Origin of the sequence: Halorientalis brevis, assembly GCF_042678165.1 — an archaeon.
GTDB classification, from domain to species: domain Archaea; phylum Halobacteriota; class Halobacteria; order Halobacteriales; family Haloarculaceae; genus Halorientalis; species Halorientalis brevis.
In genome coordinates this window covers 319,553-336,260 of the sequence record NZ_JBHUDJ010000003.1, presented here as the reverse complement: position 1 = coordinate 336,260, position 16,708 = coordinate 319,553, and the positions used below count along the sequence as shown (strand labels likewise).

Below are 16,708 nucleotides of genomic sequence, written 5' to 3'. Positions count from 1 at the left end.
ATCAGTTTTCGCTCGCGTTCGCAGGCGTCTGTTGCAGCGAACAGGTGACCGAGACGGATTTCGTCTTTTCGACTGTCGTCGAACCAGTGCTCGCTTTGATGTAAAGATCGACGGTCCCGTCACCGCTGGCGCTACAGACCACAGCAGCGGAAATCGTCGTTGAGGACCCAACTTCAAGACGGTTTGGAGTCTCTATCGAGCCTATAACGTGAGGCGTCCCGTGGGACGCGTCTGTTACCGTAAGGGAGGTGATGTCGCTCTCGAACTGGTTTTCGATGGTGAGAAGTCGGACGTCCGAGTGGGTCGTTTCCTCGCTCGTGGTGCCATAAGGGAGTTCCCGTCCGTGGGCTTCGAGTCCGAGAAACGCGCGTTCGTCTTCGACGACCGAGATATCGGTGCTGCGGTCGATGCTCGTGGCGCTGAACCCGCCTGTCCCCACTGTGAGCAGAGCGGCGGAGAGGATCAGCACGAAACTGAGGCGTTTGAGTCGGATCATGTGTCTCGGAGTTCTGGCGGTTTCTCGTTCGTCCCGAGTTGCATCGACGAATCACGATACACGTGTGCGATCGCGGACACCAACACGGTCGTCACGATGAACGCTGCCCAGGCGATATCTGACAACAGACTCAGCGGCCAGACTCCGACGGCGACGGCGGCGACTATCGTCGCATTGACCGCTGACAGTCCGAGGTAGTACTGACTCCACGGGATGTCACGTCCGGCGACCACCTCAAGATAAACGTCCAGTTCGTCGCCCTGGTCGGTCAGTTCGATGACGCCCGCGCGAGAGTCGTATTCTATGATCCCGCGCTCAGCCATCTTCGGCAGGTGATGTGACTGGAGCGACGTGTACACGCGCTTGCGTTCGTTTGCGCTTATTTCCTCGACGGTCGTTCCGTTCTCCCAGGCAGCGATGTGTTCTGACAGGTCGCCTAGCTGCACGCGCGGACCACTCTGTTTTAGATGGTGGAGCGTGTACCGACGGCGCCTGTTACTCAACAGCTCGAACGCCTCGTCCGTCGAAACGACTTCGCCCGCCGTACGAGCGCCCTCGGCTTGTAACGTCGGTTCACCCTCTGTCCCTGTTTTTTCCAGTACTGCGTCACTCACGGTTACCCCCATTTCTAGCTCCTGCACGACCGATGAGTCGGTCGGAACCTCCCCTCTGAGACGATGGGGCCAGCAGTGGCTACATAGCCAGCTGTTATCGGAGCCCCATCACTACCCTTGGATGCCACCTACTATCGTTCGCGACTAGTTAGTAATCCAACAGCATTGATATACCCTTCGATAGTTTGACCTGAAAAAGAGGTTTGAGGGGATTCATACGGCTTAGATGCGCGAATTCAGGAAAATAATCAAGTCCCTAATTGATTTCAGATATAGAGGCGGTCGTTTTTCGGCCGGTGATACGATACTACTGCTTAGTTTCTCCTGGAAGTCGAGTTATTCCCCACCTATAGCAGTGTAATTGGATGTTATGGTGTCCTCTGGCCGGTTTTGCAGAGGCGATAGCTGTGCCAGAACACAGATAGGCCACCATAGAAGAGCTTCCGCCACGTTTTGAACGGTGTTCAATCGTGTTAATACAATCACCATCCCGGTCGGATAGCATGGTGAGCGCAGCCCGCCTTGGGGGTGGGTGCGTGAGAGTACGACTATGGAACGACGCAAATTCCTAATTGGCGCAGGATCGCTCGCTGCCGGTTCGGCAGCTGCAGTAGGGACAGGTGCGTGGGGGAGCGTTGAAGCAACCCGATCTGTTCAAGTTAATGTTGCTGGCGACAAGTCAGCGTACCTCGGCCTCGAGGGTACCTCTCCGTACGCCCAAGTCAACGGTAAACAGCTTCAACTGAAATTCGCTAACAATGATAACGGTGGTGAGGGCGTGAACGCAGATGCTGTGACCACTTTTAACGGAGTGTTCAGAATGACAAATAACGGTCCGAACGACATTGACATTACCATCGATAAGACCGGACTGAACAATCCCAACAGATGGGAATTTGTTCCAAAAGAGGTGTACGAAGAATACAGTGGTAATTATCCCGAAGACAGTTTCTACCCCAGTTGGGATGACTTCGGGGGATACGATAGTACCAACGCAAGTGGAGGGGGTCTTGAGTCGGGTAAATCAACACTTGTGGGTGTTATGATTGATACTCGCGACAAGGCTCACTTGCCCGGTGGAGAAATCACATTCGCCGTCACAGATGAGGACAACCCTCTTGGGAGCGAGAGCTAGTCTATTAATCAATTGAGACTCACTCGGTGGTAACGTTTTGTTAAGCTTTTTCTTTTGAAGTCAGCCTGCGCAAGGTAGCGAGAAGACTCCTTAGCATCGAAAGCATCTCGTCGCCTGTAATAGAGATGAGCGAAAAATTTCTTGACGAGTTATCTTATCAACCGTAAGTGGTTTTTGAGCGCTGATTGAATTATGTGATCATGGTACGGGAGGTGGTGGGGGCCACACTGAAGCTGTGCATAGTTGTATTCGTAGCTGCATTACTCGTCGGCCAGATACTTGGCCAGCCGGTACTGCTTAGCTTTGTGAAGACCGAAAGCATGGAGCCAACACTAAATCCGGGAGATGGCTTCATTGCGATACCCTCAGCGATTGTAGGCGACATTGAGAAAGGTGATGTTGTCGTCTTTCAGGCCGAAGAACTCCACGATGGCGGGCTCACAACCCATCGAGTTGTCAGGGAGACTAAAGAGGGATATATTACTAAGGGTGATGGCAACCCGTTCACGGATCAAGACAACGAAGAGCCACCCGTTAAAAATGCACAAGTTGTGGCAGTTGTCTGGCAGTCGGGTGGAAGAGTGGTTTCAATCCCACATCTTGGAACACTCATCACCAGTTCACAAACAGTACTGGAAACAGTTCAGAGAGAACTGGCCGCAGCTTTAGGAACCAGATCACTGCTCGGAACCCAGGGACTCGCATATATCTTGCTCGGAATATCGGTCGTCGCTTACTTACTAGATCTGTGGCTCGGTGGAAGTGAGGAGCGGCCGCGAGAAAGACAACGGTCCAGAAATTCGGGAACAAGTGTGCAGCTCCTTATTGCAGTGTTCGCAGCTTTGATCGTGATTTCAGCGACGGCTGCGATGGTCATTCCCGCTGGACAAGAGAAATTCGGCATCGTAAGTGCCGAATCAGACTCGCCAGGACCGAGTGTCATCAAACAGGGGACGAACGAAACTGTCGGTTACCAAGTATCGAACTCGGGACTGATTCCAGTAATGGTATTCTTCGAATCAGCAACCGACGGAGTCACCGTGGAACCAACAGAGCTCAAACTTTCGCCGCAGACGACTGTCAATGCTTCAGTGACCCTTTCGACACCACCGGAGACGGGCTACTACCGGGAGTTCCTCGTCCAGCACCGTTATCTCGCTATCCTTCCAGCGCCAACCATCCGGACATTGTACGGGATTCATCCGTGGCTTCCGATCCTCGTTATCGATGGAATTCTTGGGGGAGGCTTCTACCTTGGCGGAATCGCCGTTCTCGGAACCGGTCGTCTTCGATCTCGGGCACGCACTGACTCACCAACGAGAGACCTTCTTGACTAAGCATCAGGAACGATGAGGGAACAAAATAAGTTAACAATATGAACATTCATATACAGCATGAACAATGGGCAGGTGGGGGAGACGAATACGGGCAGTCCTTGACTCGCAGTTCGCGACCATCGCGATCATCTTGTTTATGGTCGCGACCGTCGGGGCAGAGATAACCTACACGGCATACGGTGAACAGGGGACGGAAATTAACCAGAAACCAGGGTCGGAAGCCACTTACACTGGAGAATTTACGCACCAGGCAACAGTTAATCGGTCGAATCCAGTGTTCCCGCAGGGGGCGACGCTGTCTAATCGAAGTGTCTACTTCAGCAGACTCACGCCGACACTCAACGGGACGTTCAGCTACCGCTACACCGCATCGAGAGACGGGAACGTGACTGTCGACGGCACACTCACACTCATCATTGCATCCGTTGACTCCGAGTCCGAGGATACGACTGTTGAGTATTGGCGGGACACTCAACAACTAGATCAGGGGACCGCATCACTCGCACCGGGAGAGTCTCTCAACCTCACCTTCTCCGAGAACGTGACAGAGGTGGCGAACAGGTCTGAACAGTTTGATAAGATGGTCGGCGATACGCCTGGTACCATTGAGACGAAAGTCGTCGCCGATATTGAAACCGACGGCACAGTCAATGGAAAACAGATTGCCCGCGAACAGCAGTATACGCTCGGTATTTCACCGGACGGAGGGATCTATCGTATCGCGGACCCGGGAACTGTCACGAACACCACGCAACAGAAACGGACGGTCACGGTGACGAAAACACCAGGACCGCTCCGTCGTCTCGGTGGCCCGGCTCTGGCAGTCGTCGGCCTCAGTGGCCTGCTCGTTCTCGGAATTGGCCGGTTCCGGGGGATGTTAGAGTTGGACGAGCACGAACGGGCGTACCTTGATTACGAGAGCGCCCGTGCCGAGTTCGAGGACTGGATCACGCGTGCGCAGTTACCGGCGGATGCGCTCGACGGAACCGTGGTCCCCGTGGAGTCGCTCGAAGGACTCGTCGACATCGCCATCGACAGCAACCGTCGCGTCATCGAAGACGGTGACGGCGAGTACGTGGTCACCGTCGAAGACCTGGTGTACCGCTACAGCGCACCACCCGAACCGGGGTCGGCGTCGTGGTCATCGTACGAACGTCGAGGATATGAGCTTCGAACTGACGATTCCCGTGAAGCATGGGAAAAAAGGACCGATGAAGCAGAAAACGACGCAGACGGGCCCAACGACGTAACAAACACCACTCAAGAGGGTGCGACAGACGGAACAAAGAACTAAAGATCGCTTCAGTCGTCGGCCGCGGCGGCCTCGTCGGCGCTCGCTTCGGGGACGTCGTCCTCGATGCTCGGCGGGTACTTCCCGCGGTCGAGTTTCAGGTCGGACTGGGGTCGGGCCATGCAGGTGAGCGCGTACTCTTCCTTCTCTTGGTCGGTCAGCCCGTGTGCGGCCGGCTGCGTGACGTCACCTTCGACGATCTTCGCTGAGCACGCGAGACACATCCCCACGCGACAGGAGTACTCCTGCGCGATCCCCTCTTCGATGCATCGGCGCAGGATCGTCTCTGTGTCGGAGACGGTGATCGTCTCGCCCGTCCCCACAAACTCGACGGAGTAGTCGGTCATGGCGAGCGATATGACAGGCCCAAACAAAACTCTTTATTCCCGATTTGACCTATAAACTGCGACAGAATATCGACTGCGATCACCGGGTCCGTCGCCGTTCTTCCGTGAACAGCCGGCCGTAACGGGCACGCGTTCGGGGGCGACCAGGCAAATAAAGAGTTTTCTCCATGGGGTTACCAGAACTCGACATGGCTACACAGGAGACCGACGCTGGCACGCCGACTGCCGGCGGCGGGACCCGCACGTACGACGTCGTCGTCGTGGGCGCTGGGACCTCGGGGTGTTACGCCGCGGCCACCATCGCCAACGAGGGCCTCGACGTCGTCATCGTCGAACGGAAACCGGAAGCGGAGGCAGGGCACATCGCATGCGGCGACGCGCTGAAAGGTGCATCCAACTTCCCGAAAAGCATCCCGAAATCGCAGATCGAGCCGGCGTTCACGAACACGGACGTGGACCACGGTCGCTTCGAGATCCCGGCAGAGAACGCCGTCCTTGACATCCCAGTGCCGGGCGAACTCGCCGTCATCGACCGCTGGAAGTACGGTCGCCTCATCATCGAGGGCGCAGAGAAGGCCGGCACCGAGTTCCACTACGACACCGTCGTCAAGGACGTCACCCAGGACGAAACCGGTCGCGTCACCGGGATCGAGGCCGTCAGACAGGGCGAGCCGGTGACCTACGAAGCAGACGTCGTCATCGACGGGGCCGGGTCGCTGTCGCTGCTCCAGGACAAGGTCGACTTCGAAGACGCGACCTTCGACACGAACGTGAGCTACTCCCAGTTCTCCTCGGCGTACCGCGAAGTCGTCGAGGTCGACGAACCGGTCGAGTGGTCCGACGCGCTCGTGTTCAAGCCGACCCAGCGGTCGGCGGGGTATCTCTGGTACTTCCCGCGGACGCCCACGGAGATCAACGTCGGCCTGGGCTTCCAGATGAACGAAGAGCCGATGGAACTGGTCGAGGACCTCAAACGGGACATCCGGAACCGACCCGAGTTCAAGAACGCCACGGTCAAGGACAAACTCGGCGCGGCGCTGCCGACCCGACGGCCCTACGACTCGGCGGTCGCACCGGGCTACATCGCCGTCGGGGACGCCGCCGCACACGTCAACCCGACCACTGGCGGGGGCATCGCTGGCGCGGCCTACGCCGGGCAGTACGCCGCCGAAGAAGCGATCGACGCGCTCAGCGACGGCGCCGTGACCGAGGAAGCCGTCTGGGACTACAACACCCGCATCATGGATCACTTCGGCGGCCGCTACGCCGCGCTCGACGTCTACAACATCTTCACGACGGCCTACGAGCTCGACGATCTGATGGCGCTGATGTCCGCGATGCCGGCCGAGCAGATCTCCGAGGCGCTCTACTCGGGGTCGGCCGAGATCGGACCGTTCCTGAAACTGAAAACGGCGATCAAGAGCTTCGGTCACTGGAAGACCATCTACGACCTCTATCAGACGAAGCAACTCGCCGACGAGTTGCTCGACCACTACGGCGACTACCCGGACAGCCCCGCTGGATTCGAGACCTGGCAGTCGCAGCGGGATGACCTGATGGATCAGATCTACGAAACCACTGGTGCAGAGCCGAAGTACTGAAAATCCACCAGAGAACGCTCGGGTTCCTGTTTTCAGTATTAAAAGTTGCGCCCGTGTCGAGACGTGTAACGTGGATAAAGGGCCGGGATGACACTGCTCAAAACTTACCGACGTAGAGAGGCGTTATCGTAGTAGACATACGGCGGGGAACGCGGCTCCAGTGCTGCAATCGCAGCAACGCAGGTCGGGAGGGCGACGGGGGTCGCCGACCCGGTCGTACGTTGGGGGAAGGAAGATGGACATCACGAAACTCATCACAGACGATACAGCGGTGTCGCCAGTCGTTGGCGTCATCCTCATGGTTGCGATTACGGTGTTGCTCGCGGCGACGGCAGGGTCGTTTTTCCTGGGGCTGGCGGGCGACAACACGAGTACACCGAAGGCAGCGATCACGTTCGAGTACACTGCGGACACGGACGTGATCGGCGGCAACGAGGTACCGTATCACACGTTGAAAATAGAGCACAACGGCGGCGACACGGTGAACGCGGACACCATCGCGATCGCCGTGAGTGACGTCTCGACTCCGAAGCCAGCTGACGGGGGCGTCGGAGTTGTCGACCCGAGGGTGGGATGGAACGATCTCCAGCAGGGCTCCGTTTCCGACGTTTCCGCTGGGATGGCGGTGAACGTGTCCGCAAAGAGCCTCGACAGCGAGTACAGTAAGAGCCTCGACGACGAGGCCTTCTCGCTGAAGCACGCCTCGGCACAGGTCGTCTGGGAAGACCCGGACGACAGCAAATCCTTCACGTTGGCGGACTGGACGTCACCGACGGCCTGAGACTGGCTCGCAGTTCGCCGTCGATCGGGTCGGCGAGAAGAAGCTTGGTCGCCGCATTCAGCCAGTGATGCGTCGTCAGGGACGGTGCTCACCGACCTGCCGAATCGCGTCAGCGAGCACCGAGACACCGATCGGGAGCGACGCCTCGTCCACGTCGAACGTCGCCGTGTGGTGGCCGCCGGGGTGATCGGTCCCGACGCAGACGTAGGCGGCTTTCCCGCCCTGTTCCTGGACGTGGCGCATGAGGTAGGTCGCGTCCTCGCTCCCGCCGAGGTCGTCGTGGCGAAGCACGGACTCGACGCCGTCGGTGGTGCCAGCCACGGCCTCGACGAGATCGACCAGCGCTGCGTCGTTCGTCGCGCTCGGCGCTTCGCCTTTCGTCTCGATCTCGACCGAACAGTCGTGCATCTCGGCGGCGTTTCGGAGCACGCGGTCGGCTTTCTCGCGCATGTACTCCATCAGTGCCGTCGTCTCGCCGCGGACCTCGCCTTCGATGTAGGCGTCTTCGGGAACGATGTTCGCGGCCGTCCCGCCGCCGACGTCGCCGGCGTTCACGCGGGTCGCACCCGCCTCGTGGCGGGGGATCGCGTAGAGGTTCTGGACGGCAGCGGCCATGGCCTGGACGGCGTTGCGGCCCTGTGCCGGGTGGCCGCCGGCGTGGGACGGCTCGCCGGCGAACTCCGCACGGAAGTGACTCACGGCGAGGAACCCCTCGATTCCCGCGACGACCTCCCCAGTGGGGTGGTCGAGTCCGATGTGCACCGCGAGCAGGTAGTCCACGTCGTCTATGTGGCCACTTTCGGCCATCGGCGCGGCACCGCCGACGACCTCCTCGGCGGGCTGGAACAGGACTTTGAGTTGACCGGTGAATCCCCTTTCTTTGAGGGCTTCGATGACGCCGATCCCGATGGTCGCGTGGGCGTCGTGCCCGCACGCGTGCATCGCGCCGTCGTTTTCAGAGCGAAATCCTTCGGCTGCTGGCACGTGGTCGCCGGCGTCGGACTCGGCTCTGGGCAGGCCGTCGATGTCGACGCGAAGGGCGATCGTCGGCCCGCCCTCCGGGTCCTCACCGTCGAGGACGGCGATGGCGCCAGTTGTCCCCCCGGCCAGACGGTCGAGGAGGTCGTCGGATGCGCCGGCCTCACGGGCGTGGTCGATCCAGGCCTCGAGGTCGTCCGCGTCGGGCGTGCCCATACGGGCCTCGGCGTCCAGCACGTCGGGCCCGACGAACAGGTCGTCGACGCCGATGGCGTCGAGTTCTTCGACGATGCGCGCGGTGGTCCAGAACTCGCGCCAGGCGGGCTCCGGTCGGCGATGAAACTCGCGGCGCAGAGAGACGAGGCGCTCGGTCTCGGGAGTCATAGGAGAGGGAAGCGAGCGCAGGAAGGTAACGGTTCGCCCCGGAAGCTCAGTTCATCTGGCGCTGCTGTTCGATCTCGGCGGAGACGTGGACGCCGTCGGGGAACTCCCGGCCGGCGACCGAGCGGGCGAACTCGTCGTGGCCGACGATCTCGATGGTCCGAGTGTAGACGGTGTAGTTCCAGGAGTCGAACTGCGCGTGTTCGTCGACCAGTCCCTTGAGCTGCGGAACGTTCTTCTCGTCGGGCGGGTGCGGGTGTGGCCCTTTCAGTTCGACGCCCTTGCGCGCGGCGGACTCCTTGATCGTGTCGACCACGTCGTCGAGGCTGTGGCGATCGCCGCTTTTGAGCGTGAGCTTGGTGACGAACGGCATCTACCACGACCGAGAACGCCCGTCGGCAAAAAGGATTCTTTTGCCGACTACAGGCCCACGGTGGCCTCCGACATTCTCTTAAGTAACCCGCGAATAGATTGGGATAATGATAGAGGCCACGAGCGCGGGAGCCATCCTCTTTCGCGATACGCGTGGCCGACGCGAGTACCTCCTGCTCAAGAGCCGACCCGGCGATTGGGAGTTTCCCAAGGGCGGCGTCGAGGGCGACGAGGAACTGCAGCAGACCGCCATCCGCGAAGTGAAAGAGGAGGCCGGAATCAGCGATTTCCGGCTCATTGACGGCTTCCGTGAAGACTACGACTACGTGTTCGAAGCCAACGGGAACACGATCCACAAGACAGTCCACCTGTTCATCGCCAAGTCGTTCGAAGCGAGCGCGGAACTCTCGAACGAACACCGCGACATGCAGTGGCGCGACTACGAACAAGCCATCAACACGGTCACGCAGGACGGCCCGCGCGCCATCCTGGAGCGAGCCCACGAGTTCATCGACGAGGAGACCGAGTTCTAGCCGCTCGGACCGTCGACTCGTGGCGTGACCGCCCGCGGTCGCTAGCGACCGCGCCGGAAAACGTTACAACCCGGGCACTCCAGATCCACACGTGACTCGATCGTCCCCGGCGGAAAGCGAGTTCACCTTCGAGTTGCAGGTCTGCCAGTGGGCAGAGCGCGAGTGGCCACCGGCGGACTCGCTCGACGCGGACACCACCGCGATCGTGGCCCGCCAACTCGGCGTCAAGCGCCGTCGCTGGGACACCATCGTCATCGAAGCCGACCGTGACGCGCTTCGGCAGCGCGCCAACTTCGGCGCCGACGCACTGGATTCGGACCTTCTCGACGTCGTCCGGTACGCGCCCGCCGACTGGGAGTGGTACCGCGACGCGCTCCCGTATCCCGGGTACCCGTGGCGATACGTTCGAGAAGCGGTCCACCGGGCGAGCGACCGCGGCATCGTCGAGACGCGGCGCGGCGCTAACGGCCGGATCGAACTCCGCCGGAACTGGCGCTACCCGGACTGGGTCGAACGGATCGTCGCTATCGAGAACAAACCGGACCTGGACGCCAGCGCGGCACGGAACCTCGCGCCGCAACTCGAACGCGACGTGGCGCTCGCGCTCGCCGACGAAGTGTGGGTCGCCACCACTGCCACTGGCTCGACCGTCGAACCGGCACTGCTGGAGGACATCCCCGTCGAGGCTGGCATCCTGACCGTCGACGCAGAGCGGTCGACGGCCGAGGTCGCGTGGAATCCACGGACGCTCACCGTCGAGGACCCCGGGACGCGCATCACCGAGCGGCCGTCCGGCGGCGACCACGACGCCTCCGCGGCCCGCTTCGAGTACGCAGACCCGGAGTGGAAAACCGACAAGCGACTCGAAATCGCCGAGCGAGCCTACGAGCGCGGGTGGCGCGCCTACGCCGACACCATGCGACCGGACTGCCGTCACTTCGAGCTCGCGACGGCGGACGGTGACGTGCTCCCGTGGTGCGGTGCGAAAGGCTGTCATCCGACTGCGGCCGAGTGTTCCGGGTCCTGTTCCGCGTGGGAACCCGAGCCGCCGACCTGGCGACAGCGCGGCTGGCCGATCGAGGGCGGGCCGGGAAAAGCGATCAAACGATTGCTCGACCGACAGCGCCACCGCGAGCGACCTGGCCTGGAGAAGTAGCGTAACTCAGTCGAGTTCCTCGACGGCGAGCTCGTCGCGCGACACGGCGAGACGGAACGTCGGGACGGTGCGCTGGACGCGCTCGCAGAGACCCTTGTCGGAGAGGCTCCGGAGACCGGATCGAACGTCGTCCACGTCGGGATCGAGACCGGCCTCCTGCAGCGAGTGGAGGACGGAAACGACGCTTTCTGGGTCGTCGTCCGGCCCGGCGATCGCGTCGAGGATCGCCGCCTGGAGTTCCGGCAGGCGGACGATGCGCTTGCCCTCCTCGGTTTCTGTCTCCGCGCCGACGAGCGCGGCAGCCTCCTCCGTGGCGCAGATGAGGCTGTTCTCGTTGCGGTAGTAGTACTCCTTGAGTTCCGATTCAAGGTACTGGTGGACCTCGCTCCCGCTGTCGAGTTCCCACCGGTCCTGTAGCTCCGCGTTTTTCGTCGGCTGGAGAGCGACGATGTCCTCGAGCCGCTCACGGGCCTCATCCGAGAGGGTCATCGGTCCGGGGTACAACAAGCACGTATTTCGGTGTTCTGAATCTCACCAGGGGTGACAGTCGGCCCCGCGGTCACGTCAGGGGAACACCGACAGAGACGACCGGGACCTCCCATGAGGGTACCGACACCCAGGCCAGCGTTTATCCCCTCGCTCGTCGCAGTCACCGACATGGACTGGGACACAGTCTCCTTCGATCACGACGCGGGTATCACCACGATCACCGTCGACCGTCCGGACCGGCTGAACGCCCTGAATCGGGAGACACTCGTGGCACTCGACGAGGCACTCGACGAAGCCGCCGAGCGGGACACGCGTGTGCTCGTCGTAACGGGAGCCGGTGACGACGCGTTCGTCGCCGGGGCAGACATCGAACACATGCAGGACCTCACCGTACCCGAGGCCCAGGAGTACGCCCGGCTCGGGCACGAGGTGATGGACCGCGTCGAGACGTTCCCCGCGCCGGTCATCGCGGCGGTCAACGGCTACGCGTTCGGCGGCGGCTGTGAACTCGCGCTGGCGGCCGACCTCCGGGTCGCGAGCGAACGGGCGGTCATCGGCCAGACGGAGGTCGACCTGGGCATCGTCCCCGGCTGGGGCGGCACCCAGCGACTCGCCCGCCTGGTCGGCGACGAACTCGCGCGCCGGCTCATCTTCTTCGCCGAGCGAATCGACGCGCAGGACGCCGACCAGTACGGGCTCGTCGGCGACGTGGTCGCCCACGACCAACTGGACGCGTTCGTCCAGGAGATGGCCGAAGACCTCGCCGAGAAACCCGCCTTCGCCCTCCAGGCCGCGAAGGAAGCGCTCAACCAGACCCAGCGGATGAACCTCGATGACGGGCTCCAGTACGAACAGCGCCTGTGGAGCGGTCTCTTCGGCACTCACGACCAGCGAGAGGGGATGGCAGCGTTCGTCGAGGACCGCGAACCGGAGTTCGAGTAACACACGCTGGACGGCCCGTGAGTCACAGAACGCGTCGGGAGCGTCGGTGGTGACGACCGGGGAATTTACAACGTCCTGAGGGTCTCTCCGACGTCGTCCCAGTGACTGCCTTTCCAGAAGTACTGCCCGCAGTCGACGCAGCGCCAGACGGCGGTCTCCGAGGTGTCTGGCGCGTACCCCGGCGTCGCCTCCGAATCGTCGACGCGTTCGACGATCCCGTTACACTGACCACAGCGCGCCGGCCGGTCAGCGAGTGCCAGACGGTACCCGGCGTCGCTGAGTTCGCGCAACTGATCGTCGACGTCGCGCGCCGTCAGCAGCACTGAGTCGCTGGTCCTGTTCGCCAGTCCCCGGTCGCGAGTCACCAGCGTGCGCCCCTCACTTCGGGCCATCGCCAGCAAGCGGTCGTCTGCCTCTTCGTCCCGATCCAGCGCGTACGCGGCGTCGTACCCGCACATCCGCAGATACCGCGCCAGTTTCCCGAGCATCACGTCGAGTAAGAGTCGGTCGGTCGCTCGGACCGGCGTGTCGGCCTCGTCCGTCTGCTCGTGGCCCATCACGAATCGAGGAAGTCGCGGAGTTCGGCCGTTTCGCTCGCGTTGAGTACGTCGTCAGCTGCTGCCCAGCCACGTCGAGCAGTGTGGACCCCATACCTGACGTACGAGAGCGTGCCCGGCTGGTGGGCGTCGGTGTCGACGGCGATCGTCGCACCCGCTTCGAGGGCGACTTTGACGGCGCCGCCGTCGAGGTCCAGTCGCCGCGGATCGCTGTTGATTTCCAGTGCGACGCCGTGGTCTGCTGCAGCCTCGGCGACCCGCTGGACGTCGACGTCGATCCCGCTCCGCTGGTTCAGCAGCCGTCCCGTCGGATGCCCGATGACGTCCACCTCGGGGTGTTCGATCGCGGTCACCAGTCGGTCCGTGCCGTCGCCGTCCAGACTGACGTGGGGCGACGCGACGACCACGTCGAGCGCTTCGAGCACGTCGTCGCCGACCGACACCGAGCCGTCCGCGCCGATGTTTGCCTCGACGCCCGCCAGCAGGTCGATCTCGACGTCCTCGTCCACGGCGCGGACCTCGTCGATCTGGTCGGACAGTTCCGCGTCCGAGAGGCCCACGCCGCCGACCATCCCGGGACCGGTGGCGTGGTCCGTCACGGCGAGGTAGTCGTACCCTCTCTCGACGGCGCCCGCGGCCATCTCCCGGATCGTGTTCTGGCCGTCCGACCACTCCGTGTGGGTGTGGAGGTCGCCGCGAACGTCGTCCTCCTCGACGAGGGCCGGCAGGTCGCCGGCGGCAGCGGCGTCGATCTCCCCGCGATCCTCGCGCATTTCGGGCGGAATCCACGGGAGGCCGACGGCGTCGTACATTCCTTCCTCGGTTTCGCCGGCGATGCGCTCACCCGCTCGCTGGTCGTCGTCCGCGTCGACCTCGCTCACGTCAAACACCCCGTACTCGTTGACCTTCAGATCGCGGTCGATAGCGCGGTTGCGCAACGTGACGTTGTGATCCTTGCTCCCGGTGAAATACTGGAGGGCGGCCCCGAACTCCTCGGGGACGACCACGCGGAGGTCGACCTGAAAGCCGTCGGCACGGAGGCTGGCTTTGCTCGTCCCGGCCTCGATGATCGTATCGGCCTGTGGCCAGTCCGTGAACGCGTCGATCACGGCCTCGGCGTCGTTCGTCCCGACCAGCACGTCCACGTCGCCGATGGTCGGCCGCCAGCGCCGGATCGAGCCGGCGAGTTCGACCTCCTCGGCCGCCGGCACGTCCGCCAGGTAGTCGCGGACACGGTCGCCGTACGGACGGGCTTCACCGAGCAGTTCCCGGTCGTGCGCCTGGCGGGCGAACGCGATGTTGTCGAGGATGTTCTGTTCGGTCTTGGGGCCGAATCCCTTGACCTCCTGAATCTCGCCCGCTCGTGCGGCCGTCTCGAGGTCTTCGAGCGTCTCGACGCCGAGCTCGTAGTAGAGCGTTCCGACGGTCTTGGGACCGACGCCCTCGACGCTGGTCAGGGCGCCCATGTCGACGGGGAGCTCCGCTCGGAGTTCTTCCAGTTCCTCGATCTCGCCGGTCTCGACGTACTCGACGACCTTCGAGGCGATGGCGTCGCCGACGCCCTCGACGTCCTTGACGGCGGCTTCGCCGTCCATAGCGAGGCCTTCGACGTCCGCAGGGGAGCCACGAATGTTCTCCGCTGCCCGCCGGTAGGCACGGGGTTTGTACTCGACGTCCTGGGCCTCGAGGAGGTCGGCGAACTCTTCGAGCAGGCCGGCGATCTCCTCGTTACGACTCATGGTACACCTGTGCTCGCCGTTCGGCGGTGGACATAGCGTGCAGTCATCTGTCTGGCTCTCGCTGTCAGCGACCCCGGCCGGTTCCGATGCCTTTCTCGCTGTCCTCGTTCCCGAGCGCCTTCTTGAGGAACTTCATCCAGCGCTTGCGGTCGGCGGCCTGCTGGGCCTGCTGTTCGCGCTCCAGGTCGGTCGGACCGAGATTGTTCAGCGCGTTCAGCGCGCGATCGATGCCGATGATCGCCGTCGCGACCTCCTCACCTTCCGCAAAGGTGATGTCGCCGTCCTCGATCCGCTGGCGGCGCTGCAGGCGCTCGCGTCGGAGGTTCTTCTTGGCCTGTTCGACGCGGTCGCGTTCGCCGGACGGCACGGTGTCGCGTCGCTTGATCTCGAAGACGAACTCCCGGAGGTCGATCTCCTCGCCCTGCACGTCGATGGACTCCGGGATGTCCGCGCCCACCGTCGCACCCTCCTTATCGATGCGCTCGATGAGCTGTTTGCGCTCGTACTCCTTCACACATCACCGTGAGCGTCCCAGGAGCAAAATTCCCTCGCTGTACCTTTTTCCGGCTCGGGTGTCCTCGGCCTCCGGCCTGCGGGCACCACTCGCCGCAAAAAGCTACGCTAAAAAGGCTGAACGCTCGGCTTCGCCACGCGTTCAGGGAATCGCGTTCACTGCGTCGCCGGCCATAGGCCGGCTTCCAGAGGGACCTTCGGTCCCTCGCTGTTCGCGCGAATGCTTGCCGCTTAATAGCTCACCTGCACTGACCGAGCGGGCAGCAGACCCGGTGCTCATTGTGCGTGCATACCGAGCAGTTCCCCCGGCCGGCTGTCCAGCGCTCCCGACGTCGACCGGGTTTAGGTAGCCGAAGTTATGATATTCAGCTGTTGAATTACCTTCCCTCGATTACCGGTTCCTTTGTCGATATTGACTCTAGCTTGTTTCGTTCTATAGTTACTACGAGCCGGAGCTTCAGATACGGATAGTCTGATTGGGGGAGTAACGCCCAACTCTCGAAGACGTATTTCCCATCTGGGAAACACGCCCCGTTCTCGGGCATATTGTAGATATCGTATTTGTTACTGACAGCATCGCCTGGCCCAAGGTTCGACGGTGTGGCAATAGAGTCAATCTTTATTCTTTCCCGGGTAGATTCCAGTTGCCAACAGCCATCAACCGGGGTTGATGGCGGAGTATTTGACCCCATCTCTGGATGATAGAGGAACAGTTGATCGGAAGACCCTGAGCTATCAGACAATGCCGACGAGAACGGAGGTGTCGGCCCAAACTCAAGCTCCACTGGGAAATCGGCTGAATTGCCCAATTTGAGTCTGATTCGAGCAGGGTGTGATTCGTCCGCTCGGTGAAGAAGGGCCGCACTCCAGTCGAATGAAAACTTGGAACGTGGAACCGGGGTCATTGTCGGTGTATTATGCGTCTCAGACACAGTACGGTTTGTGTTATTATTAGATTGATCCGGTCGTTGACAGCCCGAAAGACCCAGTCCTACCAGAGGAATTCCAATGAAAAATCTTCGTCGTGAAAGTGGAGGGGACATACTCCCTAAAGTATAACCGAGATATAAATTATTTCTGTCGACATTACAGGTGAGGGGACTCACTTTCAGTTACGCCGGCCAAAAGGACACGGGACGGACGTCAAGGGAGAAATCGGCGTCCGTTCCGGGTGTGACGAGCCGACCGATTCGCCCGCAGCCAGGTGATAGCCATCTCGCGGTTGATGAACCACGCCGGGTGTGATCGGACGCTCGCGGACCCCGTAGGCTAAGACCAATCATGACCACGAGGCCTGGGCCTCCGAACTTACTATACGAGATTGCTCTCTTGACAAACTGTACTGACCACCAGCATCCGCGCGAACGGAGCGGGACCGAAGGTCCCGCAGGCAGTCGAACGTAGTCCGACGACGCAGTGAGCGCGGTTCGCCGTCAGAGCGGAGCT

At 61.6% G+C, this 16,708-nt stretch carries 18 protein-coding genes; 8 read left to right on the top strand and 10 right to left on the bottom strand.

Going from position 1 to position 16,708, the window contains the following annotated elements; translation table 11 throughout:
* Position 1 precedes the first annotated feature (1 nt).
* Together ACFR9U_RS08815 and ACFR9U_RS08810 are read right to left on the bottom strand one after the other, a co-directional pair.
* Entirely contained in the window at positions 2 to 496 is a 495-nt protein-coding gene (locus tag ACFR9U_RS08815; protein ID WP_247375223.1) for a hypothetical protein, read from the bottom strand.
* Complete coding sequence (locus tag ACFR9U_RS08810) at positions 493 to 1,122, bottom strand: DUF7344 domain-containing protein (protein ID WP_428222010.1); 630 nt, start codon at positions 1,120 to 1,122, stop codon at positions 493 to 495. The genes ACFR9U_RS08815 and ACFR9U_RS08810 overlap by 4 nt, the downstream gene beginning before the upstream one ends.
* Before the next feature lie 538 nt (positions 1,123 to 1,660).
* Between ACFR9U_RS08810 and ACFR9U_RS08805 the strand changes: the two genes are divergently transcribed.
* The 3 genes from ACFR9U_RS08805 (at position 1,661) to ACFR9U_RS08795 (ending at position 4,876) form a co-directional block, all read left to right on the top strand.
* Positions 1,661 to 2,245, top strand: a complete 585-nt coding sequence (locus tag ACFR9U_RS08805; RefSeq protein ID WP_247375228.1) for a hypothetical protein — start codon at positions 1,661 to 1,663, stop codon at positions 2,243 to 2,245.
* 200 nt (positions 2,246 to 2,445) lie between these two features.
* Complete coding sequence (locus tag ACFR9U_RS08800; protein WP_247375232.1) at positions 2,446 to 3,582, top strand: signal peptidase I; 1,137 nt, start codon at positions 2,446 to 2,448, stop codon at positions 3,580 to 3,582.
* 136 nt (positions 3,583 to 3,718) lie between these two features.
* Positions 3,719 to 4,876, top strand: a complete 1,158-nt coding sequence (locus ACFR9U_RS08795) for a DUF5305 domain-containing protein (RefSeq protein WP_247375235.1) — start codon at positions 3,719 to 3,721, stop codon at positions 4,874 to 4,876.
* Positions 4,877 to 4,884: 8 nt separating this feature from the next.
* Here ACFR9U_RS08795 and ACFR9U_RS08790 read toward each other — a convergent pair whose 3' ends face one another.
* Positions 4,885 to 5,220 (bottom strand): 2Fe-2S iron-sulfur cluster-binding protein, encoded by a 336-nt coding sequence (locus ACFR9U_RS08790; RefSeq protein WP_247375237.1) that lies wholly within the window; start codon positions 5,218 to 5,220, stop codon positions 4,885 to 4,887.
* A gap of 188 nt (positions 5,221 to 5,408) precedes the next feature.
* On the opposite strand from ACFR9U_RS08790, the gene ACFR9U_RS08785 reads away from it, so the two are divergent.
* Together ACFR9U_RS08785 and ACFR9U_RS08780 are read left to right on the top strand one after the other, a co-directional pair.
* Positions 5,409 to 6,821, top strand: coding sequence for a geranylgeranyl reductase family protein (locus ACFR9U_RS08785; protein ID WP_247375240.1), 1,413 nt, complete (start codon positions 5,409 to 5,411; stop codon positions 6,819 to 6,821).
* Between the two features lie 235 nt (positions 6,822 to 7,056).
* Positions 7,057 to 7,602, top strand: a complete 546-nt coding sequence (locus ACFR9U_RS08780; protein ID WP_247375243.1) for a type IV pilin domain-containing protein — start codon at positions 7,057 to 7,059, stop codon at positions 7,600 to 7,602.
* A 75-nt stretch (positions 7,603 to 7,677) separates the two neighbouring features.
* On the opposite strand, the gene ACFR9U_RS08775 is transcribed toward ACFR9U_RS08780, so the two are convergent.
* A complete protein-coding gene (locus tag ACFR9U_RS08775) occupies positions 7,678 to 8,964 on the bottom strand; it encodes an amidohydrolase (protein WP_247375245.1) in 1,287 nt (428 codons plus the stop codon).
* A 46-nt stretch (positions 8,965 to 9,010) separates the two neighbouring features.
* On the bottom strand, positions 9,011 to 9,334 hold the full coding sequence (locus ACFR9U_RS08770) for an uS10/mL48 family ribosomal protein (protein ID WP_247375248.1): 324 nt from the start codon (positions 9,332 to 9,334) through the stop codon (positions 9,011 to 9,013).
* Between the two features lie 106 nt (positions 9,335 to 9,440).
* On the opposite strand from ACFR9U_RS08770, the gene ACFR9U_RS08765 reads away from it, so the two are divergent.
* Both ACFR9U_RS08765 and ACFR9U_RS08760 read left to right on the top strand, forming a co-directional pair.
* Positions 9,441 to 9,866: a bis(5'-nucleosyl)-tetraphosphatase gene (locus ACFR9U_RS08765; protein WP_247375251.1), complete on the top strand. Its 426-nt coding sequence runs from the start codon at positions 9,441 to 9,443 to the stop codon at positions 9,864 to 9,866.
* Between the two features lie 91 nt (positions 9,867 to 9,957).
* A complete protein-coding gene (locus ACFR9U_RS08760) occupies positions 9,958 to 11,022 on the top strand; it encodes a DUF5787 family protein (RefSeq protein ID WP_247375253.1) in 1,065 nt (354 codons plus the stop codon).
* 6 nt (positions 11,023 to 11,028) lie between these two features.
* Here the strand turns inward: ACFR9U_RS08760 and ACFR9U_RS08755 are convergent, their stop codons facing one another.
* The gene (locus tag ACFR9U_RS08755; RefSeq protein ID WP_247375257.1) at positions 11,029 to 11,511 is read right to left on the bottom strand and encodes a DUF5797 family protein; all 483 of its coding nucleotides are present in this window, start codon (positions 11,509 to 11,511) and stop codon (positions 11,029 to 11,031) included.
* Positions 11,512 to 11,679: 168 nt separating this feature from the next.
* Between ACFR9U_RS08755 and ACFR9U_RS08750 the strand changes: the two genes are divergently transcribed.
* Complete coding sequence (locus ACFR9U_RS08750; protein WP_247375272.1) at positions 11,680 to 12,453, top strand: enoyl-CoA hydratase/isomerase family protein; 774 nt, start codon at positions 11,680 to 11,682, stop codon at positions 12,451 to 12,453.
* Between the two features lie 65 nt (positions 12,454 to 12,518).
* Here ACFR9U_RS08750 and ACFR9U_RS08745 read toward each other — a convergent pair whose 3' ends face one another.
* The 4 genes from ACFR9U_RS08745 to ACFR9U_RS08730 all read right to left on the bottom strand — a co-directional run bounded on the left by ACFR9U_RS08745 (position 12,519) and on the right by ACFR9U_RS08730 (position 16,047).
* Positions 12,519 to 13,010 (bottom strand): Mut7-C RNAse domain-containing protein, encoded by a 492-nt coding sequence (locus ACFR9U_RS08745; RefSeq protein WP_247375276.1) that lies wholly within the window; start codon positions 13,008 to 13,010, stop codon positions 12,519 to 12,521.
* On the bottom strand, positions 13,010 to 14,749 hold the full coding sequence (gene polX / locus ACFR9U_RS08740; protein WP_247375279.1) for a DNA polymerase/3'-5' exonuclease PolX: 1,740 nt from the start codon (positions 14,747 to 14,749) through the stop codon (positions 13,010 to 13,012). The genes ACFR9U_RS08745 and polX overlap by 1 nt, the downstream gene beginning before the upstream one ends.
* Before the next feature lie 64 nt (positions 14,750 to 14,813).
* Entirely contained in the window at positions 14,814 to 15,263 is a 450-nt protein-coding gene (locus ACFR9U_RS08735) for a DUF5788 family protein (protein ID WP_247375281.1), read from the bottom strand.
* Between the two features lie 376 nt (positions 15,264 to 15,639).
* The gene (locus ACFR9U_RS08730; RefSeq protein ID WP_247375285.1) at positions 15,640 to 16,047 is read right to left on the bottom strand and encodes a hypothetical protein; all 408 of its coding nucleotides are present in this window, start codon (positions 16,045 to 16,047) and stop codon (positions 15,640 to 15,642) included.
* Positions 16,048 to 16,708: the final 661 nt, after the last annotated feature.